We start from the raw sequence: 23,649 nt of genomic DNA on the forward strand, positions 1-23,649 counted from the left end.
CACCACCCGGTTCTTTCCGCTCGTTCAAGCCGGACGCTGAGCCGCCTGCCAAACCTGCTCGGCCGGGTCGCCCTTGCGGCTGGCGTCGGACCACACCTGACGCCACCGGCGGGCACCGGGCTGTCCATTCCAGAGCCCTAGCATGTGCCGCGCGACGTGCGGCCACGCCGTACCGGCCTGGGCCCGGCGCTCGCTCATGTAAGCCACCATGGCCCGCTCAACTGCCGCCCGGTCGGTGGCCGGGTTCTCGGTCTCGCCCCAGAAGCGCTGGTCCCAATCGGCCATCCACCAGGGGTTGTGGTAAGCCTCACGGCCCACCATCACGCCATCGAGCTGGGCCAGGTGGACATGCATCTCCTGCGCCGTGCGTACCCCGCCGTTGATGACCACCGTGAGCCCCGGAAAATCGCGCTTGAGGCGATAGACGATTTCCGGCCGCAAGGGTGGGATCTCCCGGTTTTCCTTGGGACTCAGGCCCTTGAGCCAAGCATTACGCGCATGGACGATGAACACGCGGCAGCCGGCCTCGGCCACCGTCCCCACAAAATCCCGCACAAAACCATAGCCTTCCTCCTGATCGATGCCGATGCGGTGCTTGACCGTGACCGGCAGGGCCCGCTCGCCCGACCGACTGGGGGTCGCCGCCTCCACCATCGCCCGCACGCAGTCGGCCACCAGGCGCGGCTCGCGCATCAGGCAAGCGCCAAACGCCCCACGCTGCACGCGCTCACTGGGGCAGCCACAGTTGAGGTTGACCTCGTCGTAGCCCCACTGGCGTGCCAGCCGGGCACTCTGGGCCAAATCGCCAGGCTCGCTACCACCGAGTTGCAGTGCCAGCGGCTGCTCCTGCACCGAATGGTCCAGATGACGGGCCACATCGCCGTGCAGCAGGGCCCCTGTCGTGACCATCTCGGTATAGAGACGCGTGCGCCGGGTGATCAGCCGATGGAAATACCGGCAATGCCGGTCTGTCCAGTCGAGCATGGGGGCCACGCTGACCCGCCAGGGGTTCATGCGCGGGTCGAGGCCCGCGTGCCAGGGTTGGGCGGGCGGGGGGAAGGAAACTTCTGGGGCATTCACCCTGGGATTATCCCCAGCATAGGAGAGATTCCGGCGTCATGGGTAACCTCCGCAGGGAACCTCTTGAAAACTGCGGATTCATAGCCAACTCACGATCCGTGGAGCACCCCCCGCATGGCGACGGGTCGACTCCGCTTTCAGCCAATGAGGAGCACCATGTTCAAGTCCCTGTGTCTGACCCTGTCCGTGGCGGTCGCCGCGGCGTCCCTGGCCACGTGGCCGGCCGATGCCGAGGCCAAGCGGCTGGGCGGCGGCAAAGCCGCCGGCATGCAGCGCAGCACCCCGGCCAATGGCGCCGCCCATCCAGGCACGCCGCCCAGCCCGGCCACGCCCCAGCAGGCGGGCACCCCGGCGCAGCAGGCAGCCCCCACCCCCGCGGCGGCCACCGCAGCGGCCGCGGCGCCGGCCAAGCGCAGCTGGCTGGGCCCCATTGCAGGTCTGGCCGCCGGCTTGGGCATCGCGGCCCTGCTGAGTCACTTCGGCTTGGGTGAGGCCTTTGCCAACGGGATGATGATGGTGCTGCTGGCGGTGGCGGCCATCGCCCTGGTGGTGTGGCTCATGCGCCGCTTTGGTGGCGCCCGCCAAGCCCAGCCGGCACTGGCAGGCGCAGGCGCAGGTGCAGGCACGGGCTCGACCTTGGCCTGGCCGGGACGGCCGGCTGAGCCCCAGGCCGCAGCGCAACCGGCGGCCTTCAGCCCTCAGGTGGCCAGCCCCTTGTCCAGCGCCCCGGTGAGCCTCCCGGGTGGCATGCAGGCCTCCGACTTCGAACGAGTGGCCAAGATGATCTTCGTGCGGCTGCAAGCCGCCAACGACGCCGGGGATTTGGAAGACCTGCGCCGCTTCACCACACCAGAGCTGTTCGCCTCCCTGCGCATGGACCTGCTCGAGCGTGGTCAGGGCCAGCAGCAAACCGACGTGGTCCAGATTGAAGCCCGGCTGGTGGACTTCGCCCAGGAGAACGGCCAGCAGGTGGCCAGCGTGCGCTACACCGGTCTGATCCGCGAGGAGTCAGGTGGCGCAGCCAACCCGTTTGATGAGGTCTGGCACTTGATCAAGCCGGTGGATGACAGCCGCGACTGGGCCATTGCCGGCATCACGCCCAACGTCTGAGCACCAGCTGCACCCTCCTATCAAAGGGCTACCTTCGGGTAGCCCTTTTTGTTCTCGGTTGCCGGCGTGCGGGCAGTCAGCCGGCCAGGAAGCCGCCCCGCGGTGTCAGGCCGGCAGTGTGCCGCCCTCGGCCGATGGCTCCCGGCCACCCCGCCCACCCCACAAGGCCAGGGCTTCGTTGCCAGCCAGGGCCAGCAGCACCAAGCCACCCCCACCCAACACCGCCGGCGTGGGCGACTCGTCCGTGCCCAGCCAGGTCCAGGCCACACCAAAGACAATCTCCAGCAGACCCAGCAGCGCAGCCTCCGGGGCTTTCAGGACTTTGCCTGCCGCTACGGCCAGCACACAGGGCACGGCCAGCTGCACCACCCCCAGCAGGCCCAGCAGCGCCAGATCGTGCACCGTGGCCTGAAAGGGCCAGGCCCCGGGCAGGGTGAGCACCGCCGAACCCAGACTGCCCAACAGGACGGCAGGGGTCATGTCCCGGGGGGCCGCGGCGCCGGCTTGGCTGCTGTGCTGCAGCAGGGTCCACATGGTGGCGCCTGCCAAAGGAACCGTCAGTCCGATCAGGCTGCCCCACAGATGACGTTCGTCGCCGCCCGCCATCTGCGGTCCGTACATCCAAGCAATGCCGCCGGCAGCCACGGCGATGGCGCCCCAAGTACGCCATGGCAACCGGTGGCCCAAGGCCAGACGGGCGATGAGGGCCGTGAAGAGCGGGGCCAGGGACATGATGATGAGCAGGTTGGCCACCGTGGTCAGGGTGAGCGCCACCATGAAGGCGGTGAACATCACGCACCAGCAGGCGGACGAGGCCCACAGCAGCCAGCCCCCATCACGGATCTGCCGCCACAGCGGCCCCGCACCGCGCCAGGCCACCAGCAAGCCGGCCAGTGCCACGGCGTTGACGGCGCTGCGCCAGAACGTCACCTCAAAGGTTCGGGCCGCATCCAGATGGCGGGACACCACGCCGGCGATGCTCCACATCAGTGTCACGACAATCATGGTCAGAACAGCCTGACGGTGCGTCAGGGGACGGGAATGCGGCATGGTCCAGGCGCCCGCACGGGTCGGGCGGAGAAATGGGCAAAAGGGCAAGAGGGCACGGCGAGGCCGCGTCGGAATTCAAAAGGGAGAGGGCCGGCCGGCGGCGGCAGCCCAGGCCATCAGGAGGCCCATCAGCACAGGCTGGTGCAGCATGTACACCGACAGGGAGTGGCGCCCCAGCCAGGCGCTGGCCCTCAGGACACCGGGAAGCGGCCGGACGCGACGAGGGACGCAGGGCTGGCGTGCCCGCACCAACCCGGCGGCCAGCCCCCAGCAGAGCACGCCCATCCAGGGTAGCAGCGGCACATAGTCCTCCGTCACCGGCAGGCGGGTCACCAAGCCCAGGCCGTGCAGTGCGGGCGCGTCAAACCTGGGATGGGCCAGCGCGCGCGGTGCCAGGCAAAGGAGCAGGCCGAGCGGCCACAACGCCAAGCCCACCGGCCGCGGCCACCGTCGCCACAACGGGTGGACGAGCCCGTGCACCAAGAGAAGCATGACCGCCACACCGTGGAGCACCCCGAAGTAGACCCAGCTCTGTGGAAACAAGCACCAGGTCGCCAAAGAAACGCCCGCGGCGCAGCCGGCCACCTGGACCCACCGCCGCCAGAAACGTGCGGCCGGGATCTCCGCCATCCAGGCCCAAGCCTGACCGGCACCGGCACAGGCCAGAAAGAGTGAGACGATGGCCGTGCGTTGCCAGGTCCAGAAGGGGTCCGTCAGAAAACGCTGTGGTGGCGTCAGCAGACGGAACAGGTTCAGGTCAAAGCAGAAGTGGTAGGCCACCATCCAGAGCACCGCCAGACCGCGCAGTGCATCCAAGCCCACCTGACGCGAGGCGCCCGCCCCCGTCGTCGGTCCGGCCAGCGTCATGACAGGCCCACCAGATGCCGCAGATCCCAATCTTCGCGCGGGCGCGTGCAAGCGTGGCGCTCGGCCAGCTCGTGGCGCTTGACACCCAAATAGAGGTCACGCAAAGGGACGCCGAGCACCTGGGCCAGCAACGGACAGTCCTGCAACGCCTGCAGCGCCGGCGCCAGCCCCTGGGGCAGACGGGTGCGCTCATCGCCCGCCGGCCACGGCGCCAGCCGGGCCTCCAGTCCGGCCAGGCCCAGCCCCAGCGTGGTCGCCAGGAGGAGATAGGGGTTGGCGTCCCCGCCAGGCAACCGGTTCTCCACCCGGCGTGCCGCCGGCCCGGATTCTGGGATGCGGAAGGCCAGCGCTCGCGACTCATGACCCCAATTCGCGTGGGTGGGCGAGGCATTGCTGAGCGCGATCCGGTCCCAGCTCATGCCGTAGGGGGCGAAGATCGCCATTGCCCCGGCAGCGCCCGCCTGCAGACCGGCAATGAAGTGGCCCAGCGCAGCGCTGTCGCCCCCTTCTGGCTCGGAAAAGACATGGGGCCAAGCCCGCAGGCCGCGGTGCTGCAGGCTGACATGCCAGTGCATGCCGGTGCCAGGCTCCTGCAGGAAGGGCTTGGCCGCAAAGCTGGCGACCAGCCCATGCCGGCTGCCAATCTCGCGTGCCAGGCGCTTGAACCGGGCCACCGCATCCGCCTGCGCCAGCGGAGGGCCGGGCCGGAAATTGACCTCGTACTGCGACAGGGCCGCCTCATGAGCATGGCCGTTGAGCGGAATCTTCCACACTTCACAGGCCGCATACAGGTCGTCAAAGAAGGGCTCGAAATGCACCAGCCGCTCCAGAGACAGCATTTCGCAGACGGACTCGGGCGCGGCACCGGGTGCTGGAGGACTGGCGGCCAGGGGATCGGCTTGGCCGGGCGCGAGCAGGAAGAACTCGAGCTCAGGAGCCACCGTGGCCTCCAGGCCCGACTCGGCCAGTCGACGCACCACCCGGCGCAAGGCCGCCCGAGGGCTGAGGGCGCTGGCATCGCACACACCACTGGGCAGGCGCAGTGCCCCGGCGGGCTCGCACAGCACGGTGGCCTCCTGAGGCCGACCCGGACGCGGCGCCAGGGTGGACAGGTCAGGGACCAGCAGCACATCGTCATAGGTGCTGGGCAGCAGCGGGCCGAACACCTCGGAAGGCTCGCCAGCGGTCACCGTCAAGCCGAAGACGACAGAGGGCAGGCGGCATCCCGCCATTGCCAGGAAATCCGCAGCCGCGACCCGTTTGCCACGGGCCACACTGCCCAGGTCACTGGTCGCGCATTCCACCCAGCGGACGTCGCCTGCGGCGCCCTTCAAGCCGTACAGGGCCTCCTCAAGCGCGAGGGGATCCGGGCGGGGCAAGGCAGAGAGGTCGTCAGCAGACATGTGAACTCGACAGGAGGACGCGGCGCGGGCGCGGGGATGTCGCGGCAGGCCGGGGCCCGCGCGGGTGGCGCAGACCGGGAAGCCCAGCATGATAGGCCGCGGCAGACACGCCGGCTGTCGCCCCCGCATCTGCGGTCCGACAGGCTGCGGGCATGATGCGGGCATGCGCGCCTCTTTCCCCCCCTGCCCCCCCGCTGTCGCCGCGGGCCCGGCTGCCCGGCCCCTCCAGTTGGGAAGGTGGTGCCCGACACTCGCCTTGGCCGCCCTGGCGGCAGCCGGCGCCCTGCCCCCTTCCGTCGCCCGGGCAGAACCGCAGGTGGAAACGGTAGCCCGCGGCCTGGTCCACCCCTGGTCGGTGGCCTTCCTGCCCGACGGCGGCTTCCTGGTCACCGAGCGCCCCGGCCGCCTGCGGCGCCTGGAGGCCTCAGGCAGGCTACAAGCACCTCTAGAGGGCCTCCCGGCGGTGAGCGCCGGGGGCCAGTGCGGCCTGCTCGACGTGCTGGTGCCGCCCGATCATGCGCAAAGCGGACGGATCTACCTCAGCCTGAGCGAAGCGGGACCGACCGAAACAGGCGAGGCAGGCAACGGGGTGGTGGTGTACGTAGCCCGGCTGCAGGGCCAGCGCCTGACCGACCTTCGCCGCCTCTTCGAGCAGCAGCCCAAGGTCGACAGCAAACTGCACTGCGGAGGTCGCCTGGCGCTGGGCCGCGATGGACACCTGTGGCTCACGCTGGGTGACCGCTTCCAGCGCAAGGACGACGCACCGCGCCTGGACAACCACCTGGGCAAGATCGTGCGCATCACCACCGACGGCGAGGTGCCTCGCGACAACCCGCTGCTGGGGCGGGCCAGCGCCAGGCCCGAGATCTGGAGCTGGGGACACCGCAATGTCCAGGGCGCCGCGGTGCATCCGCAAACGGGCGAGTTGTGGACCACCGAGCACGGCCCTCAGGGCGGCGACGAACTCAACCGGACCCTACCCGGACGCCACTACGGCTGGCCCGAAATCACCTACGGCCGCAACTACGGCTCCGGCACCCGCATTGGAGAAGGCGCAAAGCGGGACGACGTGCAGTCCCCGGTGTGGCACTGGGCCCCCACCTCCATCGCCCCCAGTGGCCTGACCTTTGTCAGTAGCCCCCGTTACCCGAGCTGGCAGGGGGACCTGCTGCTGGGCGCACTGCGTGGCGAGGCGCTGGTGCGTCTGCAACTGCGCGACCAGCAGGTGGTGCGTGAGGAGCGCCTCCTGACGCGCTTGGGCGAGCGCATCCGTGACGTGCGCCAGGCGCCAGATGGCTGGATCTACCTGCTGACCGACAACGCCGATGGTCGCCTGCTGCGACTCAAGCCCTGAGTCGCCTCACCATGCTGACGGACAAGGAATTCCGTGCCCTGGTGGCGCGACACGAGCTGGACGCCCGCAGCGCGCCCACGCGCTTTGCCTGGGTCACCGCCCTGTGGGCGGCGGCCGGGCTGGCAGCCTTGGGTTTGCTGCTGACCGCAGCACTGCTCGGCGCCCTGTGGCTGGGGCTGGCGGTGCAGGGCTGGTGGGGCCTGCGGCTGGTCTTGGTGGCGGGCTGCCTGTCCTTGGCCTGGGCGGTGTTGCGTGCCATCTGGGTGCGCCCACCACCACTGGTGGGCGACGTGATCACCCGGACAGAGGCCCCACGCCTGTTCGAGCTGATCGACCGGGTGGCCGCGCGCTGCCGTGCACCGCGCCCGGACCTGGTGGTGCTGGACGACGCGCTCAACGCCGGGGTGTCCCTGCGCCCGCGCCTGGGCGTGCTGGGCTGGCACCGGCATGTCCTCCACCTGGGACTGCCCTTGCTCATGGGCTGCGACGTCAAGGCCCTGGCGGCCATCCTGGCCCACGAGTTTGGCCACCTCCGGGGCTCCCACCACTGGTTTGACGGCTGGCTCTACCGCACCCGCCGCAGCTGGGTCGAACTGGCTCGTCTTCATGACGGCCGGGACAACCTGTCCCACCTGGTGGTGAGCGTGTTCTTTCACTACTACCTGCCGCGCTTCGACGCCCGCGCGCTGGTGCTGTCACGCCAGATGGAAGTGGCCGCCGATCAACTGGCGCATGTGGCCGTGGGTCCCACCCACCTGGCACGGGCCCTGACCACCCTGGAGATCCAGGCGCGCTACCTGCAGCAGACCTTCTGGCCGGCGGTGTGGGCGCAGGCCGACCAGCGACCCAGCCCAGAGGGCCTGCGCCCGCTGCAGACCCTGGGCCGCCGACTGCGCACCGCCACCGGCCATCCGCAGGCCGCCCGGTGGCTGCAGCAAGCCTGGAAGGCACTGCCCGATCCGCAGGACACCCACCCCGGGCTGCGCGACCGTCTGGAGCTGGCGGGCCAGCCCCTGCAACTGCCCGAGCCGCCCGCTCAAACGGCGGCCGAAGCCCTGCTCGCCGAACACACCACCCCTCTCACCGACCGGCTGGACCGCTGGTGGCAAGGCCGGGTCAGTCAGGACTGGCAAGCCCACTACCGCACGCGCCAGTCTCGGCAGCAGCAATGGACCCAACTGAGCCAGCGGCTGGCGCAGGGCGAGGCCACGGCAGACGAAGCGCTGCACCATGCCCGACTGACCGATGAACTTCGGCCCCCGGCCGAAGCGCTGGCCGCCTGGCAGGTCGTTTGGCAACGCCATGGCCAGCCACCCGAAGCCGGACTGCACTGGGCCCAGGCCGTGCTGGACCAGGCTCCCCACTCACCCGACGCCGACCAAGTGGATGCCATCCACACAGCCTGCGCCCGACTGGCAGAACTGGCCGCGGCCACCACCCCACCAGGTCAGCCGCACTGGTGCCTGCCCGCGGCCCAGCGCCTACGCGACTGGCTGGAGCAGTTGCAAGCCCGGCAACCCGAGGCCATCACCGATCCGCAGGCCGTCAGCATCTGGCGGCAGCGGGTACGCGAGCTGCAATCGCGCCGCGAAGCGGCACTCGACGTGCTGGGTCAATTTGAAGGCCCCCAACGGCTGGAGGCTGCCCAGGTACATGCCTGCGTGCTGCGCGAAGCGCTGCATGACTTCCGCAGCGAGCCCGGCGTGGGGGCGGTATACCTATGGCGCAAGACCGATCCGCGCGCGCCCGGATGGGTGATGCACCTGGTGGTGATCGAGCGCTCGGGCACCTGGCTGCAAGCCGCCAAGGACAGTTGGTGGGCCCATTGGCTGGACCGCCTCCAGCTGCCATTTGATTTCATGGTGCTGGACCTGGCCCACCCCGCCTGGCGACAGACGGACCGCCGGGACTTGGTGGCCCTGTTCACCGGCACCCCTGAAGCCTGCATCTACCGGCGACGACACGCTTGAACGCACGGCCCGGCGCAACACCCCTGCAGACCACTGCACCGCCGGGCCGTCCCTAAAATGCAGTCGTGCATCTGCTGAACGCCGACCTCCATTGCCACTCCCACCACTCTGATGGTGCCCTCTCGCCCGCCGAGCTGGCCCACCGGGCGCACGCGGCCGGCGTGCAGCTGTGGTCGCTGACCGACCATGACGACCTGGGCGGTCAGGCCCAGGCGCGACAAGCCGCCCAGGCCTTGGGCATGGACTATGTCTGCGGGGTGGAGATTTCCGTCAGCTTCGCCGGCGAAACGGTCCATGTGCTCGGCCTGGACGTCGATCCGACCAGCCCCAGCCTGGTCCAAGGCCTGGCGACCATGCGAAATGGCCGCGACGCCCGCGCCCAGGAGATGGGCCGCTCGCTGGCCGCCGTGGGCATCCACGGGGCCTACGAGGGCGCGCTGGTGCTGGCGGGCGGGCAGCCACAGCAGCTCTCACGCACCCATTTCGCCCGTTTTCTCGTGGCCCAGGGCCACTGCGCCAGTATGCAAGAGGTCTTCAGCCGCTTCATGAAGGCCGGCAAACCCGGCTTTGTGCCCCACCGCTGGGCCGGTCTGGGCCAGACCCTGGGCTGGATCCGGGACGCTGGCGGCGTGGCGGTGCTGGCCCATCCGGCCCGCTACCCCTTCAACCCGACCCTGGAATGGGCCTTGTTCGAGGAGTTCAAGGGCCATGGTGGCATTGGGGTGGAAGTGACCTGTGGCAGCCATTTTCCCGACGAAGTCCAGCGCTATGCGGACATGGCACAGGAGTTCAGCTTGCTGGCCTCGCGCGGCAGTGACTTCCACGCCCCGCAAGAAAGCCGCGTGGACCTGGGCGACCTACCCGACCTCCCCAGCCGCGTCACCCCGGTCTGGACGCTCTGGGCCGACCGCCTGAGACACCGCACAGCGACCCCTGGCTGGGCCTTGTCGGCCTGACCCCCTCGCCAGGCCACCGGCTGCCACAATCGTGGCATGTCCCAGTTCTTCCAAGTTCACCCGGTCAACCCGCAGGCGCGTCTGCTCAAGCAGGCTGCGCGCATCCTGCATGACGGCGGCGTGGCCGCGGTGCCCACCGACTCCAGCTACGCCCTGGTCTGCCATCTGGACGACAAGGCTGCCGCAGAGCGGCTGAGGCGCCTGCGCCAGGTGGACGACAAGCATCACCTGACCCTGATCTGCCGCGACCTGTCCGAGCTGGCCAACTACGCCCGGGTCGACAACCGGCAGTTCCGCTTGCTCAAGCTGGGCACGCCTGGGCCGTTCACCTTCATCCTGGAAGCCACCAAGGAAGTGCCGCGACGGCTGTCACACCCGTCCCGGCGCACCATCGGCCTGCGGGTGCCCGAGCATCCAGTGCTGGCCGCGTTGCTGGAGGAGCTGGGCCAGCCCCTGCTGGCCACCACGCTCATCCCGGCCGGCGAAAGTGAGCCGCTCAACGACCCAGAACAGATCCGTACTCTCTACGAAAAGCAGTTGCAGGCCGTGGTGGATGCCGGTGCGTGCCCCATGGCACCCACCACCATCGTGGACCTGACGGGCGAAGCGCCGGAAGTGCTGCGGGTCGGTCGTGGGGACCCGAATCAGCTGGGACTTTGAGTTCCGCCCGGGGCAGCAGATGGCGGCACCTGCGGAGAAGAGGTGCCACCACCGGCCAGTGGCGTCATCTGCAACGCGGCCAGCACCGCCTCTGGCCGGAACCCCAGCTGCACCTGCCCACGCACCAGGATGGTCGGCGTGCCGCGACCGCCCGTGCGTACCCACAAGGTGGCGCATTCGGGCTCCCGCTCGATGAAACATTCCTCAAAGGGCAGGCCTGCCTGCTGCAACCATGACCGTGCGCGGTCGCAATAAACACAGCTCACCGAGGACAACAGGGTCAGGTCGCCGGGCTGAAGCTGTGCGGCCAAGGCTTGCACCAGCCGCTGCTGGCGCCACGACTGCAAGGCCTGCCACGCAGCTGACAGGACCAGCACGATGACCAGAAGGCGCAGTGCCTCACGGCGCGCGGTGGTCCGGCTGCGCTTGGCACCCGCGCCACATGGCGTGGACCCAGAACGAGCGGACACGGCCGGGGGTCCGGCCATGTCGGGATCGGGATCATCCAAGTCGGCCATCAGCGCCTGTGGCAGGCCTGACCCGCTCGTTCGGGCACCGGATCGGTCCAGTCTCAGACCGCCGCGGTGACGACGATCTCGACCTTCCACTCCGGCTTGGCCAGCGACGCCTGCACCGTGGCGCGCGGCGGGGTGTGCCCAGCCACCACCCAGCTGTCCCACACGGCATTCATGCCAGGAAACTCGCTGATGTCGGCCAGGTAGATCTGGGCGCGGAGGATCTTGGTCTTGTCGGTGCCGGCCTGGGCCAGCAGCGCGTCAATGGCGGCCAGGACCTGACGGGTCTGGCCACTGATGTCCTGGGAACCGTCGGCGGCCACTTGGCCCGCCAGGTAGGCCACGCCGTTGTGCACGGCCATTTCAGACATGCGAACGCCGACTTCGTAACGTTGAACCATTTCAGTGCTTTCCTTTGCTGTGAGAGGACTTGGAGCCACGGCGGCCGCGGCCATGGCCGGCCGCGTGCTTACCACCATGGGCGTGGGGATGAAGGGGGGCGTGGGGCGCCGGTGCCGGGCTGGCCGCCTTTTGGCCAATACGCGACTCGGTGCCTGCCAGCAGCTTGCGGATGTTGCCCTCATGGCGCCAGACCAGCAGCAGGCACATCGGCACCATGGCCAGCAGCAGGGTGACATCGTCCCAGAAGAGCATCTGGTAGACCGGGGCAGCCAGGCAGGCGCAGATGGCGGCCAGCGAGGAATAGCGGCTCAAGTAGGCCACGGCCAGCCAGGTCAGCAGCACCGCCAGGCCCAGCCACGGCGACCAGGCCAGCATCACGCCGGCAGCAGTGGCCACCCCCTTGCCGCCTTGGAAGCGGAAGAAAACCGGCCAGAGGTGGCCGAGAAACGCCGCCAGGCCCACCAGGCCCACGGTCAGGACGCCCACCCCCAGCTCCGGCGCGAACACCCGGACCAGCAACACCGGCACGAAGCCCTTGAGCGCATCGAGCAACAACGTCAGGATGGCCGCCTTCTTGCTGCCCGAACGCAGCACATTGGTCGCCCCGGGGTTGCCCGAGCCATAGGTGCGCGGATCGTCCAGCCCCATCCAGCGGCTGACCAGCACGGCAAAGGAGAGGGACCCGAAAAGATAGGCGGCCAGGATGAGCACCGGGGACAGGACGGTGGGGCTGAGGGACATGCGTCGGGGTCCGCCAGAGGCGGAATCTTCTGGACAGAGGGCAGGAAAACAAGCCGGCAGGCGCCAGCCAAACCCTGCATTCTAGGAGGCCGGCGCCCGCCGGAGGTGCTCGGCCGCCTCAGCGGCGCCGAGGGCCCTGCGAGGGCGCAGACCCCGCGTTTACACTCATTCTCAATCACCGGATGGCCTGACGACCGCCCTGCGCAGCGGGGTGCCGGGCCGCCTTGCCTGACGCAGGAGAATGCATGATCGCTCGCCGAGCCAGCCTGGGTACCCTGGCGGCCCTGACCTTGACCGCAGGCCTGGCTGCCTGCGGCGCCAGCCTGCCAGGCCGCCGCGGTGCCGAGACCCCCGCCTGGGTGCTGCAACCCCCTCAGGACACCACCGACGCCTACTTCGGCATCGGTGAAGGGCATGACCAGGCCGCGGCGCGGCGCGCCGCGCTCAAGGACATCGCCACGCGCATGAAGGTGGTCGTCTCCGGCCGCACCACCAATGTCACCTCCGACTTCAACGGTCAGGTCAGCCGGCAGTCCGCCACCGCGGTGACAGAAGAAGTTGAGCGCATCGAGTTCCGGCACCACCAGATCGTGAAGTCCGAACCCTCGCCGGCCGGCATGGCGGTGATGGTCCGTGTCGAGAAGGCGCAGTTCAGGGCGGAAACCCGGGAACGGATCCAGCAGCTGCGGCAGAGCCTGGACGTCGCGCTGGCCGGCCTGTCTGACCGCACCCTGCTTGACCAGTACGCGGTGCTGGTGCGTTCACGCGCCGGCCTGCAGGCGCTGGCTGCACATTATGAGCTGCTGGGGCGCGATCAACTCAACGCCGATGAGGCTGCCCACCAGACCAAGGTGCGAGGCTGGCTGGCTGAGGCGGACGCGATCGTCACCCGTCTGGTGATCGTGGTGGCCCACACCGCCCCGGATGCCGAGGTGGCCCAGACCGTATCCGCCTACCTGGCCAGCCAAGGCATCCGTTTGACCCGCCGGGCGGCTGAAGCCAATGCCACCCTGGGCCTGTCGGTCCAGGAGCGGCGCGATGAGTTGCAGGGCAGCCGCATCCTGAGACTGACCGTGGCCATGACCCTGAGCGACTCGGCCGGCCAGGTGCGGGCCAGCTACAACCGGGTGGCCGCGGGGAGCTCCATGACCGGCCACGACGGGGCACGCCAGGTGGCGCTTCGAGTGCTGGGCGAGGACATGCGCAAGGACGGCGTGCTCAAGGTCTTGGGCCTGCCCACCCAGTGAGACCCGAAACCATGCGCACCGCCCCACTCCTCCTTCTCTTGCCCTGTGCCTGGACCAGGCCCTGGGTGCCCCTGGTCCTGTGCGGCCTGGCACTGACCGGCTGCGCCAGCGCGCCACAGAGCTTGCAGCAATGCACCGCAGTGCAGGACGTTCCGCTGGTGCAGCGCGCCGGCGTGGAGATCGCTGAGCGCGCCGACGAATCCGCGCTGCCCAAGCTGGTGGTGGTGGAGCCGGGTGCCGGCAGCAGCTCGCTGGCCCAGCGGGCGCATCTGGGCCAGAGCGTGGCCGGCGCACTGCGACAGGCCGTGGCCCAGCGCGGCGTGGAGTTGATCGACAGCGGCACCCTGCCCCCAGTGCTGGCCCAGCAGCTGAGGACGGCAGAAGCCCTTGGCACCTCCACCTACCAGGGGCCGCAGGTGGCCAACTTTGCCTTCGTGCCGGAGGTCACGATGGCCGAATACGACGCCCCCTTCCAGGATGCCTTGCGCGTGCCCATCAAGGGCGAGCTGGTGACGGTGGTGCCGGCACAGTTCAAGCACCGGGCTCAGGTGCGCTTGAACATCCGCATCGTCGAGATGCCGTCCATGAAGCTGCTGCGGACCGTACGCGCCAGTGGCGAAGCCAAGGAGTCTGACGGTGGGCGGGCACGCAACGACGAGACCGGCGCCACGCTGATGCGCCGTGCCGCCGCGGATGCGGTCCAGAAAGCCCGGGACGAACTGCTGCAGATGTTCAAGCGCCGGGGCCAGGTGGTAGCCCGGCGCGACTGCCGGGTGGGCAGCTTCCCCACGGCCGAGGAACATGTGATGCTGCTGATCTCGATGGGCAGCGAGCAGGGGCTGGCCGCGGGCGACCAGATCGAGATTTACCTGGAGGAGGAGTTCCAGGCCCCCGGCGTGGCTCCGCGCATGGACCGCAAGCTGCTGGCCAGTGCCACCGTGACCAGCGACCTGCGCGAACACGATGCCTGGGTGCGCCTGAGCCGCCAAGCCGCCAGCAAAGTACGCGGCGGCGACTTTGTGGCCGTGACCTACGCGGCCCGGCGGCGGTGAACGCGCACCCAGCCGCCCGCGCCACCCTCCGCGGCGCGCCACCCCCCAAGGCGCGACGGGATCGGTCCCTGCGCGCCCGACAGTCCACTGTTTTGCCGACGCTTTGGCCGGCGCCTTGGCTGGCCTTCTGGCTGATGGTCAGCCTGGGGACACTGCCCGCCTGCAGCCTGCCGCTCGCCCCCCTGCCCTCGCGGCCGGCGTGGATCGACGCACCCGGCGAGGGGGTGTCGGCCTCGGCGGGACTGCATGTGATGGGCCGCGCCGCCCAGGAGGCATTGGCCATCACCCGGGCGCGTGACGAATTGGCCAAACGGCTGGGTGTTCGCCTGAGCAGCGTGCAACAGACCCAAGAAACGGTCATCGGCGAACGCCACAGCAGCGTTTCCCAACGGGAGGTCCGTGAGGAAGTGGAGGGGCAGACCGTACGGTCGCGGGTCCAGGCCAAATGGCTGGACCCCCACGGCACGCTGTGGGTCTGGGTGGTGCCCATCCCTTGAACGCAGTCCGGCCGGCACGCCATGCGGGCCGATGATGTGGGGCAAGGGCCGAACGGCCCGAACCCGTTGAACTAGGAGAGGTGCAAGACCATGAGACGAATCCTGATGATTGCCACCGGCGTGACCGTGGCCCTGACCCTGGCCGCCTGCGGCAGCAAACCCGCCAAGCCCGCCGAGGAGGTGGCCGAATGCGTGTTCCCGGATGCCCCCAAGGTCAAAGCCCCGGGCTGGATCTGCAACATGCCTGTCGAAGGCGTGGCCGTCTCGGCCATCGGCTCGCACGAGAAGTCTGCGGCGGGCTTTGCCTTCATGCAGGACCAGGCCACGGCGGCCGCCCGTGTGCGCCTGGCCCAGCAGATGCGCGTGCATGTCACCAACATGGTCAAGCAATACGCCGAGACCACCGGCGCCGCCGGCAGCGAGACGGTGGACAAGGTCAACACCAGTGTCTCCAAGCTGATCACGGTGGAGACCCTCTCGGGTTCGCGCGTCTACCGCAGCTACACCAGTCCGACCGGCATGGTCTATGTCCTGGTCGGCCTGGACCCCAAGCTGGCCGAACAGTCCACCGCCGCCGCCCTGCGCACCAGCATGAACAACGACCGCGCGGCATGGCAGCAGTTCCGCGCCAAGAAGGGTCAGGACGAATTGGCTGACGACATCGCCAAGCTGCGCGGGACGCCCGCAGCCGGCCAGTGAAACCGGGAGGCCTCCAGCCATGACCAAGCTGCTCACCGCCGCAATGGCGACCCTGCTGTCCCTGCTGACCGCCTGCGCGGCGCCGCCCCCGCCGCCGGACGGCACGCGCGCGATGCAGCGCGGGCGCGATGCCCAGGATGAACTCTCGCGCGAGGCCGACCGCCACCGCCGCCCGTGAAGACTGAGCCGTGGCGCCACACGGCTTCAACCTGAGCGGGCCGCGCGCTGGCGCGTGCCCGTCTGCGCTTACAAGGCGCAATCCACCGGCACCGCGCCCAGCACCTCTTGGAGCACGGCCGGTGCCACACCCACCAGGTAGCCACGCCGGCCTCCGTTGATGAGGATCCGGTCCACCTCCAGCACCGTCCGCTGCACATAGGTGCGTATATCCTTTTTTGTGCCAAAAGGCGATGTGCCACCCACCAAGTAGCCGCTGTGGCGCTGTGCCACCTCCGGCTTGCAAGGCTCGACAGACTTCACCCCAATCGCCCGGGCCAGGTTCTTGGTGCTCACCTGCCGGTCCCCGTGCATCAGCACAATCAGCGGCTCGGCCCGCTCGTCCTGCATCACCAGCGTCTTGACCACCTGGTGCTCCGGCCAGCCCAGCTGCCGGGCGGACTCGGCGGTGCCGCCGTGGTCCACGTAGTTGTAAGGGTGTTCGGTGTACGCCACCTGCCGCGCCTTCAGCCACTGGGTGGCGGGCGTCTCGCTCACATGTCGGTCTTTCTTGGCCATGGGTCGGGACTGTAGCCGCCCCACCTGGGTCGTCCCCGGGCGTCGGCCCGGCAAGGCAAGGGCGACAATCCCGGTTGATAGACACACCGGAGACGGGCCTGCGGGCCCAGGAAATGGCATGAACCTGCTGCTGGCCGAAGATGACGATGTGCTGGCCGATGCCCTCTCTGCCCAGCTGGGCGCGGCGGGATTCGCGGTGGAACGCGCCGCCAACGGCGCCGTGGCTGAATACCTGGCCCTGCGCCAACCCTTTGACCTGATCGTGCTGGACCTGGGCCTGCCGCTGGTGGACGGCCTGACCGTCCTGCGCAAGGTGCGCCTGGCCCGCCCGCAACTGCCGGTGCTCATCCTGACGGCGCTGGACAGCTTGGACGACCGGGTGGCCGGCCTGAACGCCGGCGCCGACGACTACCTCAGCAAACCCTTTGACTTTCCTGAACTGGAGGCCCGCCTGCGGGCCCTGCTGCGCCGCACCCGGCCCGCCGCCCCGGCCGCCCGCTTCGGCCACCTGGTGCTGGAACAGGAGGCGCGCCGGGCCACGGTACAGGGCAATGCGCTGGACCTGAGCCCCCGCGAATGGCTGCTGCTGGACCTGCTCATGGCCCAGCGGGAGCGGGTCGTCACCAAGGAGCAGATCCTGCAGGCCTGGTCGGCAGACCGTGCCGAAGGGCAGCCGGCCAACAACACGGTGGAAGTGCACATCCACCGCCTGCGCAAGAAGCTCGAGGACAGCGGCCTGTCCATCCGCACCGTGCGCGGGCTGGGCTACCTGCTGGAGGCCGCGCCCGCGGCCTCGGCCGGCTGAGCCGGCCTGTGCGACGCCCACCACCATGCCCTCCCCCGCCCCCCGCGCAGACCGCCGCCGCCGGTGGCTCCGCCTGACCGGTCCCGGCCGCTCGCTGCACCAGCAACTGCTGCTCTGGACCCTCACGCCCCAGCTGGTGCTGTGGCTGGCTGGCGCGCTGTTCACCTACAACCTGGCGCTTCGCTACGCCAACGAGGCGGTGGACGCCAGCCTGCTGCAGTCCCTGCGCTCCCTGGCGCGGCAGGTCAAGCCGATCGGCAACGGCCTGTATGTGGACTTTCCGCGCGCGGCCCAGGACATCCTGGAGGCGGATCCCCGAGACCGCCTGCTCTACACCGTCAGTTCGCCGCCAGGCCAGTTCCTGCTGGGCAACCGCAACCTGCCACCACCGGAGGAGGTGACCGCCGCCCTGGGCCTGCCACTGGTTTATGACAGCGTGCTGGGCCACGACGACCCCGCCGTGGGGGCGCAGCCGGTGCGTGTGGCGGCGCTGTTTATCCACTACGGTGACGAGATGGGGCCCTCCCAGACCATGCTGGTGCAGGTGGCACGCTCGAGCGCCAGCCGCCAGGAGGTGGCACGCCGCATCCTCGTGGACACGGTCCTGCCGCTGTCGCTGCTGATGCTGCTGCTCAGCACCCTGGTGTGGATGGGTCTGCGGGCCGGCCTGGCACCGCTGGACCACCTGCGGCGCCAGGTGGAGGGCCGCGCCCCCGATGACCTGCAGCCCCTGGAGATTGACGCCGCCGCCCAGGAGGTCCGCGCACTGGCCCTGGCCATCAACACCCTGATGGCCCAGGTGCAGCACAGCGTGCAGGCCCAGAAGCGTTTCATCAGCGATGCCGCGCACCAACTGCGCACCCCGCTGGCCGGTCTCAAGAGCCAGACCGAACTGGCGCTGCAGCGTTCGCAGGATCCCGAGCAGGCCGCCCGCCTGCGGCGGGTGCATGACAGCGCGGTGCGCAGCGCCCACCTGGTCAACCAGCTGCTCACCCTGGCCCGGGCCGAACCCGAAGCCGCCCGCCAGCAGGCCCACGTGCCCCTGGACATCACGGCGCTCGCACGCCAGGCCACGGCCGACCTGGTGCCCCGCGCCCTGGCCCTTGGGGTGGACCTGGGTTTCGACGATCCTGACGGGGACGGTGCCCTTCAGGGCCTGGACGATGTGGGCAGCGCACAGCTGATACCGGCCGCGCCGGGGCCGCAGGTGCGCGGCATCGCCCTGCTGTTGCGAGAGGCCCTGGTCAACGTGATCGACAACGCGCTGCGGTATGCCGGCCGGGGCGCCACGGTGACCGTGCGGGTGGCCGTGGGGCCGGCTCACCAGGTGTGCCTGTGGGTGGAGGACGACGGGCCGGGCATTCCGGCGCAGGAGAGGGAACGGGTGTTCGAGCGCTTTGTGCGCCTGGCCCACGACGCCCAGGGTTGCGGCCTGGGCCTGTCCATCGTCAAAGACATCGTTCGCCTGCACGGCGGCCAAGTCAGCCTGCTGCCCCGGGAACCGCGGGGCTTGAGCGTGGGCCTGTGCCTGCCGATATGCAACGCCTGAAAGCCAGCGGCTGAAGGCGGGGCGCGCACTCGGCAATCCGGGCAGCGGCAGGGGTCCTGTGGGGTGCCGACAGGCATTGCCAAGCCTGTGCAGGGCTACGGGTTAACCCCCTGGGCTCTAAAATGAACGGAACATTAACATGCACTGACGCGTTCATGAACAAGAGCGCGCATCATGTTAGGAGCCAAACCATGACCCTGTCCCGCTTCCCGCTGCGTCGCAGCTTCATCGCCTCCGCGGCCGCGCTGGTCGCCGCCCTCGGCGCCACCGCCACGGTCCATGCCGGCGAGGTCGAGGTGCTGCACTGGTGGACCAGCGGTGGCGAAGCCAAGGCCGCCTCGGCCCTGAAGGCCACGCTTCAGGCCAAGGGCCACACCTGGAAGGACTTTGCCGTGGCTGGCGGCGGTGGCGACTCCGCCATGACGGTGCTGAAGTCGCGCGTCGTCTCGGGCAATGCCCCGGCGGCCGCCCAGATCAAGGGCCCGTCGCTGCAGGAATGGGCCCGTGAAGGTGTGCTGGCCAACATGGATGACGTGGCCAACGCCGAGAAGTGGGACTCGCTGCTGCCCAAGGTGGTCAGCGACGTGATGAAGTACAAGGGCAACTACATTGCCGCCCCGGTCAACGTGCACCGCGTGAACTGGCTGTGGGCCAACCCGGCGGTGTTCCAGAAGGCTGGCACCAAGGTGCCGACCACTTGGGACGAGTTCTTCACCGCCGCCGAGGCCCTCAAGAAGGCCGGCGTCATCCCGGTGGCGCATGGCGGCCAGAACTGGCAGGACTTCACCACCTTCGAGGCCGTGGCCCTGGGTGTGGGCGGCGTGGATTTCTACAAGAAGGCCCTGATCCAGCTGGACCAGACCGCCCTGACCAGTGCCACGATGGAGAAGGTGCTGAGCACTTTCAAGCGCGTCAAGGACTACACCGACCGCAACGCCCCGGGCCGCGACTGGAACCTGGCCACCGCCATGGTGATCAAGGGCGAGGCCGGCATGCAGATCATGGGCGACTGGGCCAAGGGTGAGTTCCTGGCCGCCGGCAAGGTGCCGGGCAAGGACTTCGTCTGCGCGGCCGCCCCCGACACCGGCAAGGCCTTCACCTTCAACGTGGATTCCTTCGCGCTGTTCAAGCTGAAGAACGAAGCGAATGTCCGCGCCCAGAAGGACCTGGCCTCGGCCATCATGTCCACCGAGTTCCAGGAGCTGTTCAACCTGAACAAGGGCTCCATCCCGGTGCGTCTGGGCATGAAGATGGACAAGTTCGACGACTGCGCCAAGCTGTCTTCCAACGACTTCGTGGCCACCTCCAAGTCTGGCGGCCTGGTGCCTTCCATCGCCCACGGCATGGCCGTGTCCTCGGCCGCCGAAGGCGCCATCAAGGATGCCGTCAGTGCCTTCTGGAACAGCGACAAGATGACCGCCAAGGAAGCCGTGGCCAAGATCGCCGCAGCCGCCAAGACCAAGTGATCGGTCTGACCTGCCGGTGAGTTCCGGCGCACCTGGCGCCCCGCAGGGGTGGCGGGTGTGGTCCGCAAACCACGGCATCGCCCCGTACCGGGGCGGTTCCGCCACCGGCCGGGGGGCTGCCCCTCGTGGCCGCCCCCACGCCGAGGTGCCGAAGCCTCGGCAGCGCATCCCGCGGGATGCCCACCTCTTGAAGGAGACGCCACGCCCCCTGGGGCGGCGGCGGCTCCACCCCGCCCGCCGAGCGGTGCGCCCCGGCGCCCGCTCGGCGGACCCGGACGCCCCGCGTCCGTCCTCCCATGAGGGCCGCCCACGGCCCCGCAAGACCATGTCCGCACCCTCTGCGCTGCGCACGCCCTGGCTGCCCAAGCTGGTGATCGCGCCGTCGTTCGTGCTGTCGTTCCTTTTCATCTACGGCCTGATGGCCTGGAACGGCTACCTGTCCCTGTCGGCCTCGCGCCTGCTGCCCAACTACGAGTTCGTAGGTCTGGAGCAGTACACCACCCTGTTTGAGAGCGAACGTTGGTGGGTCGCCCTCCAAAATCTGGGCATCTTCGGCGGTTTGTTCATCGGCGGCGGCATGGCCCTGGGCCTGCTGCTGGCCATCCTGCTGGACCAGAAGGTGCGCGCCGAGGGCGTGCTGCGCACCATCTACCTCTACCCGATGGCGCTTTCCTTCATCGTGACCGGCACCGCCTGGAAGTGGATCCTCAATCCGGGCTTGGGCCTGGAACACCTGATGCACCAATGGGGCTTCGAGTCCTTCACTTTCGGCTGGCTGGTGGATCCGGACTACGCCATCTACTGTGTGGTGATCGCCGGGGTCTGGCAATCGGCCGGCTTCGTCATGGCCCTGTTCCTGGCCGGCCTGCGCGGCATCGACGACTCCATCATCAAGGCCGCCCAGGTCGACGGGGCCAGCCTGCCCCGCATCTACTGGCGCATCATCATCCCGACCCTGCGGCCGGTGTTCTTCTCCACGCTGATGGTGGTCTCCCACCTGGCGATCAAGAGCTTTGACCTGGTCATGGCGCTCACCGCCGGCGGCCCCGGCTACGCCACCGACCTGCCCGCCACCTTCATGTACACGATGGCCTTCTCCCGCGGCCAGATCGGCCTGGGCGCCGCCAGCGCCACCATCATGCTGGCCACCGTCGCAGCCATCGTGGTGCCCTACCTGTACTCTGAACTGAGGACCAAGAAATGAGCGCCCCGTCCACCCTGGCGCCGCGCCTGACCCTGGGCCGCATCGCCCTCTTCGCCGCACTGGGCCTGTTCGCCCTGTTCTTCCTCACGCCGCTCTACGTCATGGTGAGCACCTCGCTCAAGACCATGGAGGAGATCCGCACCGGCACGCTGCTGTCGCTGCCGATGAGCCCGAGCTTCGAGGCCTGGGCCAAGGCTTGGAGCACCGCCTGCACCGGCACCGACTGCGGCGGCTTGAAGCCCTTCTTCCTGAACTCGGTGTTCATGGTCGTGCCGGCCGTGGCCCTGTCCACCCTGGTGGGCGCGCTCAACGGCTATGTGCTGAGCAAGTGGAAGTTCCGCGGCAGCGAGTTCATGTTCGCCCTGCTCCTGTTCGGCGTGTTCATGCCCATGCAGGTGGTGCTGCTGCCCATGAGCCAGGTGCTGGGCTGGCTGGGCATCGCCAGCTCGGTGTGGGGCCTGATCTTGGTGCACGTGATCGCCGGCATCCCCAGCACCACGCTGTTCTTCCGCAACTACTACGTGGGCCTGCCCGACGAGCTGATCAAGGCCGCGATGCTGGACGGCGCCAACTTCTGGCAGATCTTCCGCCGCATCGTGCTGCCACTGTCCACGCCCATCCTCGTGGTCACGCTGATCTGGCAGTTCACCAACATCTGGAACGACTTCCTCTACGGGGTGGTGTTCTCCGGGGCCGACAGCAAGCCCATCACCGTGGGCCTGAACAACCTGGCCAACACCAGCTCCACCGTCAAGGAATACAACGTGGACATGGCCGCCGCAATGATCGCCGCGCTGCCCACGCTGTTCGTCTACATCGTCGCAGGCAAGTATTTCGTGCGCGGCCTGACCGCCGGCGCCGTCAAGGGGTAAGAGAAATGGGTGCGCTTTCCATCCGCAACGTCCGCAAGACCTACGGACAGACCGAGATCCTCAAGGGCATCGACATCGAGATCGAGGCCGGTGAGTTCCTGATCCTCGTGGGCCCCTCGGGCTGCGGCAAATCCACGCTGCTGTCGATGATCGCCGGCCTGGATGTGCCCACCTCCGGCGACATCCTTATCGGCGAGCGCAACGTCACCTACCTGCCCAGCAAGGACCGTGACATTGCCATGGTGTTCCAGAGCTACGCGCTCTACCCCAACATGAACGTGGGCGAAAACATCGCCTTCGGCCTGGAGATGCGCAAGGTGCCCAAGGCCCAGCGCGAGGAGGCGGTGCAGCGCGTGGCCAAGATGCTGCAGATCGGCCACCTGCTGGACCGCAAGCCCGGCCAGCTCTCCGGCGGCCAACGCCAGCGTGTGGCCATGGGCCGGGCCCTGGCCCGCGACCCCAAGCTCTTCCTGTTCGACGAGCCTCTGTCCAACCTGGATGCCAAGCTGCGCGTGGAAATGCGCGCCGAGATCAAGCTGCTGCACCAGCGCACCAAGACCACCACGGTGTATGTGACCCACGACCAGGTGGAGGCCATGACCCTGGGCGACCGCATTGCCGTGATGAAGGACGGCCTGGTGCAGCAGTTCGGCACGCCCGACGACATCTATGCCCGGCCCGCCAACCGCTTTGTGGCCGAGTTCATCGGTTCCCCGGCCATGAACTTCATCACCGCCGAACGTCAGGCCCAGGGCCTGAGCGCCCATGGCGTGAGCCTGCCGGTGGACGAGGCCGCCTTGTCCGGCCAAGGCACGGTGCTCTACGGCGTCCGTCCCGAGGATCTGCGCCTGGCCGGCGCCGGTGCGCCGGGCAGCCTGCCGGCCACGCTGCGCATGCTGGAGCCCACCGGACCGGAAACTTATGTCCTGGCCGACACGCCGGTGGGCACGCTCACGGCCCGGGTGGCCGGCAAGGTCGAACAGCGCGTGGGCGAGGCCATCGGCCTGGCCTGGGCACCGCAAGCCTGCCACCTCTTCGACGCTGGCACCGAGCAGCGCCTGGCCTGATGCCCGTGGCAGGCCTGCGCCTCGCCAGCCTGCCCCCTCCCTGCTCCCCTTTCCCATGGCTGCCGCCGGCGGCCAGGGAGAACCCACGGCGACAGCCCGCTGCTGCCGCCCTCGCCCAGCCGGGCCATGACCCGGCGTTCATCACCCTAGGAGACTCTGCATGACCCGTCCCATCGCCCGCACCGCCCGCACCGCCCTCGCCGCCGCCGCCCTGGCCCTGGCCGCCCCCGCCTTCGCCGCCACCGGCGTCAGCGCCAACATGGAACTCGACACCGGCGTCCAGAACATCAAGTCCACCGGCGCCAAGGGCTCCTACCAAGCCGGCCGCGTCGAAGTCAACTTCACCGG

The 23,649-nt window shown here is 69.1% G+C and carries 25 protein-coding genes; 17 read left to right on the forward strand and 8 right to left on the reverse strand.

Going from position 1 to position 23,649, the window contains the following annotated elements:
• Positions 1-24 precede the first annotated feature (24 nt).
• Entirely contained in the window at positions 25-1,014 is a 990-nt protein-coding gene (gene dusA, locus G3A44_RS05450; protein WP_163456492.1) for a tRNA dihydrouridine(20/20a) synthase DusA, read from the reverse strand.
• Positions 1,015-1,236: 222 nt separating this feature from the next.
• Here dusA and G3A44_RS05455 point away from each other — a divergent pair, with 222 nt between their 5' ends.
• Complete coding sequence (locus G3A44_RS05455) at positions 1,237-2,190, forward strand: Tim44 domain-containing protein (protein ID WP_163456493.1); 954 nt, start codon at positions 1,237-1,239, stop codon at positions 2,188-2,190.
• A 105-nt stretch (positions 2,191-2,295) separates the two neighbouring features.
• On the opposite strand, the gene G3A44_RS05460 is transcribed toward G3A44_RS05455, so the two are convergent.
• From G3A44_RS05460 to G3A44_RS05470, 3 genes are all read right to left on the reverse strand, one after another.
• On the reverse strand, positions 2,296-3,195 hold the full coding sequence (locus G3A44_RS05460) for a DMT family transporter (protein WP_239061714.1): 900 nt from the start codon (positions 3,193-3,195) through the stop codon (positions 2,296-2,298).
• A 120-nt stretch (positions 3,196-3,315) separates the two neighbouring features.
• Positions 3,316-4,107 carry a heparan-alpha-glucosaminide N-acetyltransferase gene (locus G3A44_RS05465; protein ID WP_163456495.1) on the reverse strand — a complete coding sequence of 264 codons (792 nt, stop codon included), beginning with the start codon at positions 4,105-4,107 and terminating at the stop codon, positions 3,316-3,318.
• Positions 4,104-5,510, reverse strand: a complete 1,407-nt coding sequence (locus G3A44_RS05470; protein WP_163456496.1) for a type I glutamate--ammonia ligase — start codon at positions 5,508-5,510, stop codon at positions 4,104-4,106. Before G3A44_RS05470 ends, G3A44_RS05465 begins: the two co-directional genes overlap by 4 nt.
• Before the next feature lie 256 nt (positions 5,511-5,766).
• Here G3A44_RS05470 and G3A44_RS05475 point away from each other — a divergent pair, with 256 nt between their 5' ends.
• The 4 genes from G3A44_RS05475 to G3A44_RS05490 all read left to right on the forward strand — a co-directional run bounded on the left by G3A44_RS05475 (position 5,767) and on the right by G3A44_RS05490 (position 10,450).
• Complete coding sequence (locus G3A44_RS05475) at positions 5,767-6,864, forward strand: PQQ-dependent sugar dehydrogenase (RefSeq protein WP_239061715.1); 1,098 nt, start codon at positions 5,767-5,769, stop codon at positions 6,862-6,864.
• An 11-nt stretch (positions 6,865-6,875) separates the two neighbouring features.
• Entirely contained in the window at positions 6,876-8,834 is a 1,959-nt protein-coding gene (locus G3A44_RS05480) for a M48 family metalloprotease (protein WP_163456498.1), read from the forward strand.
• Between the two features lie 65 nt (positions 8,835-8,899).
• On the forward strand, positions 8,900-9,790 hold the full coding sequence (locus G3A44_RS05485; RefSeq protein WP_163456499.1) for a PHP domain-containing protein: 891 nt from the start codon (positions 8,900-8,902) through the stop codon (positions 9,788-9,790).
• A 36-nt stretch (positions 9,791-9,826) separates the two neighbouring features.
• Complete coding sequence (locus G3A44_RS05490) at positions 9,827-10,450, forward strand: L-threonylcarbamoyladenylate synthase (protein ID WP_163456500.1); 624 nt, start codon at positions 9,827-9,829, stop codon at positions 10,448-10,450.
• On the opposite strand, the gene G3A44_RS05495 is transcribed toward G3A44_RS05490, so the two are convergent.
• From G3A44_RS05495 to plsY, 3 genes are all read right to left on the reverse strand, one after another.
• Entirely contained in the window at positions 10,435-10,920 is a 486-nt protein-coding gene (locus G3A44_RS05495) for a glutaredoxin family protein (RefSeq protein WP_163456501.1), read from the reverse strand. The two genes, G3A44_RS05490 and G3A44_RS05495, sit on opposite strands and share 16 nt — an antisense overlap.
• Positions 10,921-11,021: 101 nt before the next feature.
• A complete protein-coding gene (locus tag G3A44_RS05500) occupies positions 11,022-11,366 on the reverse strand; it encodes a RidA family protein (protein WP_163456502.1) in 345 nt (114 codons plus the stop codon).
• Position 11,367: 1 nt separating this feature from the next.
• A complete protein-coding gene (gene plsY / locus G3A44_RS05505; protein ID WP_163456503.1) occupies positions 11,368-12,108 on the reverse strand; it encodes a glycerol-3-phosphate 1-O-acyltransferase PlsY in 741 nt (246 codons plus the stop codon).
• A gap of 245 nt (positions 12,109-12,353) precedes the next feature.
• Between plsY and G3A44_RS05510 the strand changes: the two genes are divergently transcribed.
• The 5 genes from G3A44_RS05510 (at position 12,354) to G3A44_RS05530 (ending at position 15,781) form a co-directional block, all read left to right on the forward strand.
• Positions 12,354-13,355: an LPP20 family lipoprotein gene (locus G3A44_RS05510; RefSeq protein ID WP_163456504.1), complete on the forward strand. Its 1,002-nt coding sequence runs from the start codon at positions 12,354-12,356 to the stop codon at positions 13,353-13,355.
• Positions 13,356-13,420: 65 nt separating this feature from the next.
• Positions 13,421-14,407 carry a hypothetical protein gene (locus G3A44_RS05515; RefSeq protein WP_163456505.1) on the forward strand — a complete coding sequence of 329 codons (987 nt, stop codon included), beginning with the start codon at positions 13,421-13,423 and terminating at the stop codon, positions 14,405-14,407.
• 92 nt (positions 14,408-14,499) lie between these two features.
• Complete coding sequence (locus G3A44_RS05520; RefSeq protein ID WP_163456506.1) at positions 14,500-14,904, forward strand: hypothetical protein; 405 nt, start codon at positions 14,500-14,502, stop codon at positions 14,902-14,904.
• Between the two features lie 90 nt (positions 14,905-14,994).
• Positions 14,995-15,603, forward strand: coding sequence for an LPP20 family lipoprotein (locus G3A44_RS05525; RefSeq protein WP_163456507.1), 609 nt, complete (start codon positions 14,995-14,997; stop codon positions 15,601-15,603).
• A 19-nt stretch (positions 15,604-15,622) separates the two neighbouring features.
• Positions 15,623-15,781: a hypothetical protein gene (locus tag G3A44_RS05530; RefSeq protein WP_163456508.1), complete on the forward strand. Its 159-nt coding sequence runs from the start codon at positions 15,623-15,625 to the stop codon at positions 15,779-15,781.
• A gap of 68 nt (positions 15,782-15,849) precedes the next feature.
• On the opposite strand, the gene G3A44_RS05535 is transcribed toward G3A44_RS05530, so the two are convergent.
• Positions 15,850-16,338: an aminoacyl-tRNA deacylase gene (locus tag G3A44_RS05535; protein WP_163456509.1), complete on the reverse strand. Its 489-nt coding sequence runs from the start codon at positions 16,336-16,338 to the stop codon at positions 15,850-15,852.
• Positions 16,339-16,456: 118 nt separating this feature from the next.
• On the opposite strand from G3A44_RS05535, the gene G3A44_RS05540 reads away from it, so the two are divergent.
• From G3A44_RS05540 to G3A44_RS05570, 7 genes are all read left to right on the forward strand, one after another.
• Complete coding sequence (locus G3A44_RS05540; RefSeq protein ID WP_163456510.1) at positions 16,457-17,143, forward strand: response regulator transcription factor; 687 nt, start codon at positions 16,457-16,459, stop codon at positions 17,141-17,143.
• Positions 17,144-17,168: 25 nt separating this feature from the next.
• Positions 17,169-18,692, forward strand: coding sequence for a sensor histidine kinase (locus G3A44_RS05545; RefSeq protein WP_163456511.1), 1,524 nt, complete (start codon positions 17,169-17,171; stop codon positions 18,690-18,692).
• 191 nt (positions 18,693-18,883) lie between these two features.
• Entirely contained in the window at positions 18,884-20,158 is a 1,275-nt protein-coding gene (locus tag G3A44_RS05550; RefSeq protein WP_163456512.1) for an ABC transporter substrate-binding protein, read from the forward strand.
• A gap of 325 nt (positions 20,159-20,483) precedes the next feature.
• On the forward strand, positions 20,484-21,362 hold the full coding sequence (locus tag G3A44_RS05555) for a carbohydrate ABC transporter permease (protein WP_163456513.1): 879 nt from the start codon (positions 20,484-20,486) through the stop codon (positions 21,360-21,362).
• Positions 21,359-22,234, forward strand: coding sequence for a carbohydrate ABC transporter permease (locus G3A44_RS05560; RefSeq protein ID WP_163456514.1), 876 nt, complete (start codon positions 21,359-21,361; stop codon positions 22,232-22,234). The genes G3A44_RS05555 and G3A44_RS05560 overlap by 4 nt, the downstream gene beginning before the upstream one ends.
• 5 nt (positions 22,235-22,239) lie before the next feature.
• On the forward strand, positions 22,240-23,301 hold the full coding sequence (locus G3A44_RS05565; protein ID WP_163456515.1) for an ABC transporter ATP-binding protein: 1,062 nt from the start codon (positions 22,240-22,242) through the stop codon (positions 23,299-23,301).
• Positions 23,302-23,461: 160 nt separating this feature from the next.
• A partial coding sequence (locus tag G3A44_RS05570) for a hypothetical protein (RefSeq protein WP_163456516.1) occupies positions 23,462-23,649 on the forward strand: 188 nt, incomplete at its 3' end.

This window comes from Ideonella livida (genome assembly GCF_010499455.1).
Classification (GTDB): Bacteria; Pseudomonadota; Gammaproteobacteria; order Burkholderiales; family Burkholderiaceae_C; genus Ideonella; species Ideonella livida.